Source organism: Selenomonas sp. oral taxon 126 (assembly GCF_001683335.1).
Classification (GTDB): domain Bacteria; phylum Bacillota; class Negativicutes; order Selenomonadales; family Selenomonadaceae; genus Centipeda.
Window position 1 is genome coordinate 2,800,391 of the sequence record NZ_CP016201.1, and the last position, 6,991, is coordinate 2,807,381.

The following is a 6,991-nucleotide window of genomic DNA, read 5'->3' on the forward strand; positions in this document are numbered from 1 at the left end:
ATTTTCAGGGGGTGCGGGAACGCCGTCAGCCCGTCGATGCACTTTTCATAGAGTGCGTAGTCGAGCATGACCTTGCCCGCCACAAAGCCACGCTCTGCCGGAGGGACGGAGTGAATGCAGTAGGCACAGGCGAGGTTGCAGCCGTAGACGGGAAAGATCTGGACGGAGAAGGGTGTCGCGAGCGGAAGCACGTCGGCGAGGCGCGTGCGCTTGCCGCCCGGCGTCTGCCCGTCAATGCGCACCGCCCTCATCGGCGCAGCTCCTCAATGCGCGCGAGGATTGCCACAGCCTCGTCGTCGAGGTGATCCTCGGGATGTGCGACATCGTTCGGCGCGCAGCAATTCGCGCATCGTTTGTTCTCGCTGCGCCGCCCCTCAAGCTGCATCTTCCAGAACTCATACATCTTCTCGCTGTGCCACATATCTAGAATGCGCCCCCCATGCACGTTGCCGAGTACGATGGGCTTGTAGATCGTATCGCACGGCTCGACATCGCCGTTTGGGAATACCCCGAGCATATAGAAGGCGAGCGGACAGACCTGATAGATGCGTTCGGTCTTGACGCCGTAACGGTCGCTCTCGATCACCATGTCCTTTGTCATCTCAACCCCATCATAGGCGGGCAGCATATGCTCGATATACATGCGATCCGTGCAGTCGCCAAAGAGCTGATAGAATTTCTCCTCCTCGCCCTCCTCGAGCGCAACATCCATCACCTTCAGAAAGAGATTCGTTGACTTCTTATGCGCGTAGAAATAGCGGATGTTCGCGACGAATGCATCAAAATCCACCTTGGCGCGGCAGATGTCCGCATATTTCTGCGAGGAAAGCCCCTGCAGGGAAACGCGCAGGGTGTCCAGCCCCGCGTCGATGAGCGCGTCGGCAAGGGCGGGGCGCAGCATGGACGCATTCGAGATGATCTCGATACGCTCGGCAACGCCCGCTTCCTTTGCGAGACGCACCATGTCCGCAATATGCGGATTGAGTAGCGGCTCGCCCTGCCCCGTGAGCGAGAGCATCTTTAGTTTCTGCGGGAACTCGGCAAGCTGCTCGATGGTCTTTTCGTATGTCCCCATCGTCATATGCTCGGGCGTGAAGTCGTACTGCTTCTTCATCTCGGCAAAGCCGAGCGAGTGCCCGCAATAGGCGCATTTGAAATTGCAGAACGTCGTCGGAAAGACGAACGCGCTGTACGGGGTCGCAAGCGGCAGTACGGATGCGAGCTGAACGCGCTCCGTGCCATAGATCGGCTTTATCTCTGATGCCATACGTCCCCCTTAGTCTGCAAAGAGCGGCAGGAGTCGCTCCGCGTCGTCGTCCAGCTGCTCCATCGGATTGTTGATTGCGTTGAAACAGGTGCAGGTCGCGCAGTCCGGAATCTGATCCTTTTCCTTCTTGAGCATCTTGCGCAGGAATCCCCTGCGGCGGCTGCCGTTCCAGATCTCCGTGAGCGTGTGCTCCTTGGCATTGCCCATCGAGAGATTCTTGCCAAGCCCCGGCACGGGACAGGGGAAAATGTCGCCCTCACAGCCGATCTGCATGAAGTAGAAGGACTGCGCGCATACCTTGCGGTTCACGTCGAGTTCTTCGCCGTAGAAATTCTTTGTCCCATCCACGATTTCACGCAGTCCGTCCATCTGCTGCTGCATGACGACAAGATGCTCGATGTAGATGCGGTCAGCGAAGGGGCTGAAAATCTCGAAAAATTTTTCTTCGTTCTCCTTTGTCCCCAGTGTCGCGTCGATTGCCTTGATATAAATCTGGACGTTCCCCTTGTGCTCGTAGAGGTATTTCAGATTCTCGAGATAGCGTTCAAAGTCGATGCGGATGCCGCATGTCTCCTCATAACCCGCCGCATCAAGCCCCTGCACGGAGATGTTGATGTTCGTGATGCCCGCCTCGACGAGTGCCCTGCTCTTTTCGGGCGTCAGCAGCAGACCGTTCGTGATGACCTCGACGCGCCCTGCAATCTGCGCATCCACCGCCATGCGCACGTACTCGGGCAAACGTGGATTCATCAGAGGCTCGCCGAGTCCCGAGAACACGATGCGCTTGACGCCGTCCTGCGGAAATTCTTTTAGTTCGCGGATGATTTTCTCATAGAAGCCCTCGTCCATATGCTGCATACGGTGTCCGAGCGCACGGAACTCACCGTCCGCCTCGTCACGGGTGGAGTGAATGCAGTAAAAGCATTTGAAATTGCAGTATTTCGTCTGCTCGATGTAGACGGTGAACGGAGCGGCAAGCGGAATGACCTCCGCGAGCTTCTTCCTCTTGGTATCGTAGTTTGGCTTGATCTCTGCCATTGCTCTTTGCTCTCTCCTAACGGCGTTCCTTCGCCGGATGGTCAGGGAACGGCATACACGACCGTTTCCAGACCCATGAATTGATAGTTGCGGATGTAGAGGCGGTAGCCCTCATAGAGTTCCCTGATCTGCAGGGGAATCTCCCACAGATGTGAAATGTCGTGATAGACGCAGATCGCAAGCTGCGGGTGATACGTCTGAATCAGCTCCCGCGCCCCGCTGAGAGCGCGCGGCTCCATGCCCTCGATGTCCATCTTGATCATCGTCGGCGCAAAACCGTGCAGCACGCCGTCGAGTGGTGCGCATTGGAGGACTGCCGTGCCTGTCGGATCTGCCTTTGCCGCAGAGCGGCCGTCCGAGACCGCCGTAAAATGCAGCTGCTCATAGCGATCCGATACACCGAGCGGCAGGGTATGCGCCTCGCGAATCCCCTTCTGCTCCCGTATGTATGCCTGAATTTCCGCACAGAGATCTCCCTGCGGCTCGAACGCCGCATACGCCTCGATCTCTCTCGCGCTCCCAAGGATGCTGCGCAGGGTATCGCCGTCATATGCGCCACAGTCGATCAGGCGGCGGTAGTCCATACGCTCCGGCACGTCCGCTGCGAGATACTGTCCCTCAAGAGGCAGCGGCTGCGGGAAGCGCGTGACATCGTGCGCGTGATAGGCGGACAGTGCGGTGAGGAAGAAATCGTGCTCCTCCTCGCTCGAAAAGAGTTCATACGCCGCACATATCTTCTCTGCGTCGCGCAGCAGATTGGACGGATCATACGAGCCGATAAACATATGCGAGAGGAAGTCGCGGCTCTCGATGCTCTGCCAGTCGACCTCATGCAGGGCATAGATCTGCCGAAAACCGATTTCCGTGAGAGAGCGGCGTATCGCCCCATCCTGCGTGCGCCCAAAGAGTCCCGCAAGGATCACGACGCTGTCATTGTAGTGCGGTGCCAGCTCCGGCGCATCGGGCACATAGACCGACGCGGGTGCAGTGGAGCTCTCCGCATTCCTGTCGATAAAGCCATGCGGCTCGATCCCATTCTCTACGAGGCACGCGTAGAGCTTCTTGCCCAGATTCCCCGCCCCGTAGAGGAGCAGCGGCTGCGCGCGCAATGCAGAGAAGCCCTGCGGAGCAGGTGTCTCATGGAGGAATGTAAAAAACTGTTCGAGTTTATGCAGATCCGCAGACGATTTCATACTCTCTTCCTCAATACGACGGCATACTGGGTCATCAGCGCGTCAAAGCGCTCCTCCGAGAACACCTCGCGCACATGGGTATTGTTCTGATATTCCTCCATCGTTCTCAACTGTGCAAAGAATGACTCTCTGACCTCGTATGCGTCCTCCATATAGGGATAGATGTTGATATGGTACGGTAGATTCCGAAGCTCTGCTTCGAGCCGCTGCATTCCCTGTGCCAAGGGTGCGGGTGGAGTTTGCAGAGCATTGGCGACTGCTTCCAGCTCGTAGGGAAGATCATAGTTCCGCAGCTTGCAGACGAGCGCTCCCCCTACGCGCAGATGCGATGCAGCAGATCGAATGACGGCAAGCGCGTCCTCGTAGAGATCGCCATATTCCCCAATGATGATATAGTCAAACATGGCATCGCCAAGTTTATGGGACAGCCTGTCAATATCTCCGCAGAACACACCGCCCTCACAGAAACATGACAGATCCTGCCAATATTTCGGATCGGTCGTATATGCCGTGAGCAAGGCCTCACGCAGCCCGTTTTCCCTCAGCGTATTCCGAATCTCCATGATCGGCGTGCCGCAGCGCACATCAATGCCAAGGACAGACGCATTCTCCCGCATCTCCGCATGATCAAAGAGCGCCCTGCGCAAATATACCTCGAAGTTGACAACATCGCTCCACGCGTCGATTCCGTTGTATTTGCACCGAAAGAGGGCGCGCCCCTTCTCGATGTTCTCAGCGCGCTGTTCGGGGACTGCAGCGCTGATGGTGCTTCCCTCATGATGGACAAACACATCTCCGCAGAGAACGTTACGATAGCCGAGCCGCCGATAGGCAAACGATATATCATCATCCGAAAATTCGTAGATAAACGCATAATCAGCCTCGTAGAACTCACGGAGAGCGGTGCGAATCATACAAACCGTCGGAATCAGGCGTACACGGTCATGCCATTTGCGCGGGTCGGACACATTGAACGCTGCCGCCTTTTCCTGCATGTCCTCGAAATCAGAATATCCGAGATCAACCTCCTGCAGATTTGACACATTGTCCGACATCGGTACAACGAATCCGATGCGTTCATCGGATTCCATGCAGATGAGCATATTCCTCAGCCAGTTCTTCGTCACGAGAATGTCATTCGGAAGCCCAAGGTAATACTTGCCGCGCAAAAATCGTCCACACGTTGCATATTTCGCTGCTCTGTAGGCGTAAAATGCCCCGATGTTCTTCGTGATCCGATAGATGCGCTTGCGCGGATGCTCCACCGTCTTGAAGAACTCAAATGTCCCATCCGTAGATCCGTTATCCACGAGGATCAGCTCATAGTCAATCTCCGCCGTATACCGCAGAAGTGCTGCAATCGCGGGCTTTGTATAGTCCTCCAGATGGTTGTACGCCTGAAAGTAGATGCTGACGAGAGGGTCATCCGGCTCCGAAATGCTCGCAGCACTCTTTTCGCGATTCACGTAGAGATCCAATATATCTCCATAAACGACAGGATCTTTCCCATCGGGATCAACAATCGTTATTTCTGAGTGCTCGGATCGTAGAACCACCCTATTCCCCTACTTTCTCAAGTCCGAAATTCACCGAATAACTCGCGGTGCTGAATTTATCAGTGCTTCTCTTATACTATCGTCATAATCGCACGAACACTAAAGAAAAGGCACTGCCGCATTCACTCTCATGCAGCAGCGCCTCCGTCGTTGTTTCTATTTGTTCCACTGGGTTACGTTGAATTTCGGCTCCGTCGTCGGAACGGGCGCAGGGCGCTCCTCGGCGGCGCGCTCCGCCTCCTCGCTCGTCTGCGTAGAGTCGTCGATCACGACATCAACAGGGATCGGCAGGGGCTTGCCCGTGTCGTCCCGATCATCGTCATCCTTGCTCTTGTCGCTGATCTCGCCCTTCGTCATCAGCTCTTCGAGCTCGCTTGCATTGAGCGTCTCACGCTCGAGCAATGCGTTTGCAATGAGGTCGAGCTTCTCGCGGTTCTCCGTGATGATGACGCGGCACGCCTCGTACGCCTCTTCGATGTAGCGGCGCACCTCGCGGTCGATCTCACCCGCGACCTCCTCCGAGTAGTTGCGGTCGCGGTTGAAGTCGCGCCCGAGGAAGACCTGATGATTCTCCTCACCGTACGCGATGGGGCCGATGGTGTCACTCATGCCGTACTGCATAATCATGCTGCGGATGATCTGCGTTGCCTGCTGGATATCGCTCGATGCGCCCGTACTGATCTCGCCGAGTACGACCTCCTCTGCCACGCGTCCGCCGAGTGCGACCTTGATGCGGTCGAACAGCTCGGAACGCGTGCGATAGGAGCGATCCTCCTTCGGCAGGGAGAGCATATAGCCGCCCGCACGCCCGCGCGGGATGATTGTGACCTTGTGCACGGGATCGGCGTGCTCGAGCAGCAGACCGACGAGGGTGTGACCGCCCTCATGGTATGCCGTGAGACGCTTCTCCTCCTCCGTCATGACGTGGGACTTGCGCTCGGGACCTGCCAGCACGCGCTCGATCGCCTCCTCCATCTCCGCCATGTAGATTTTCTTCTTGTCGCGGCGCGCCGCAAGAAGCGCCGCCTCGTTCACGAGGTTGCTGAGGTCTGCGCCCGTAAAGCCGGGCGTACGGCGTGCGAGCACGTCCAGATTTACATCATCGGCGATCGGCTTGCCCTTCGTATGCACCTTGAGAATCGCCTCGCGCCCGCGCACGTCGGGCTTGTCCACGACAATCTGACGGTCGAAGCGGCCGGGACGCAGGAGCGCGGGGTCAAGCACGTCGGGGCGGTTCGTCGCCGCGATGATGATGATGCCCTCGTTCGAGGCAAAACCGTCCATCTCGACGAGCAGCTGGTTCAGCGTCTGCTCGCGCTCGTCGTGTCCGCCGCCGAGGCCTGCGCCGCGCTGACGACCGACGGCGTCGATCTCATCGATGAAGACAATGCACGGTGCGGCTTTCTTCGCCTGCTCAAAGAGATCGCGCACGCGCGAGGCACCGACACCGACGAACATCTCGACGAAGTCAGAACCGCTGATCGTGAAGAACTGCACACCCGCCTCGCCGGCAACCGCCTTTGCGAGGAGGGTCTTACCCGTGCCCGGAGGGCCGAAGAGCAGAACCCCCTTCGGAATACGTGCACCGAGGTCATTGAATTTTTCGGGGGTCTTGAGGAACTCGACGACCTCCTCCAGCTCCTGCTTTGCCTCGTCCGCGCCCGCAACATCGGCGAACGTCACCTTTTTCTTGTCGCTCACCATGAGCCGTACGCGCGACTTGCCGAAGTTCATCATGCGGCCGCCGCCCATCTGTGACTGCTGCATGATGAAGAACCAGAAGCCGATGAGAATTGCAATGGGGATGAGCGAGGTGAGCAGTGTCTGCCACCACGGCGGCTCAGGCGGATTCTCCGCCGAGATATTGATCTCCTTGTCCGCAAGGCGCTTGTAGAGATCCTGATCGCTGTTCGGCGCATCGGGTGCAATCGTCGTGA

At 57.4% G+C, this 6,991-nt stretch carries 5 protein-coding genes and 1 pseudogene; all 6 read right to left on the reverse strand.

From position 1 onward, the window contains the following. Positions 1-251, reverse strand: a pseudogene (locus AXF19_RS12880) (radical SAM/SPASM domain-containing protein); the annotation flags it as partial. Then, on the reverse strand, positions 248-1,267 hold the full coding sequence (locus AXF19_RS12885; protein ID WP_066849742.1) for a radical SAM/SPASM domain-containing protein: 1,020 nt from the start codon (positions 1,265-1,267) through the stop codon (positions 248-250). The gene AXF19_RS12885 and the pseudogene AXF19_RS12880, both read right to left, overlap by 4 nt. Positions 1,268-1,276: 9 nt before the next feature. Continuing rightward, a complete protein-coding gene (locus AXF19_RS12890; protein ID WP_066849744.1) occupies positions 1,277-2,305 on the reverse strand; it encodes a radical SAM protein in 1,029 nt (342 codons plus the stop codon). A 41-nt stretch (positions 2,306-2,346) separates the two neighbouring features. Continuing rightward, on the reverse strand, positions 2,347-3,498 hold the full coding sequence (locus tag AXF19_RS12895) for an FkbM family methyltransferase (protein ID WP_066849746.1): 1,152 nt from the start codon (positions 3,496-3,498) through the stop codon (positions 2,347-2,349). Beyond that, positions 3,495-4,976: a glycosyltransferase gene (locus AXF19_RS12900; protein ID WP_237141631.1), complete on the reverse strand. Its 1,482-nt coding sequence runs from the start codon at positions 4,974-4,976 to the stop codon at positions 3,495-3,497. The genes AXF19_RS12895 and AXF19_RS12900 overlap by 4 nt, the downstream gene beginning before the upstream one ends. Positions 4,977-5,210: 234 nt before the next feature. Continuing rightward, positions 5,211-6,991, reverse strand: a 1,781-nt coding sequence (gene ftsH, locus AXF19_RS12905; protein ID WP_066849750.1) for an ATP-dependent zinc metalloprotease FtsH, incomplete at its 5' end; no start/stop codon positions are given.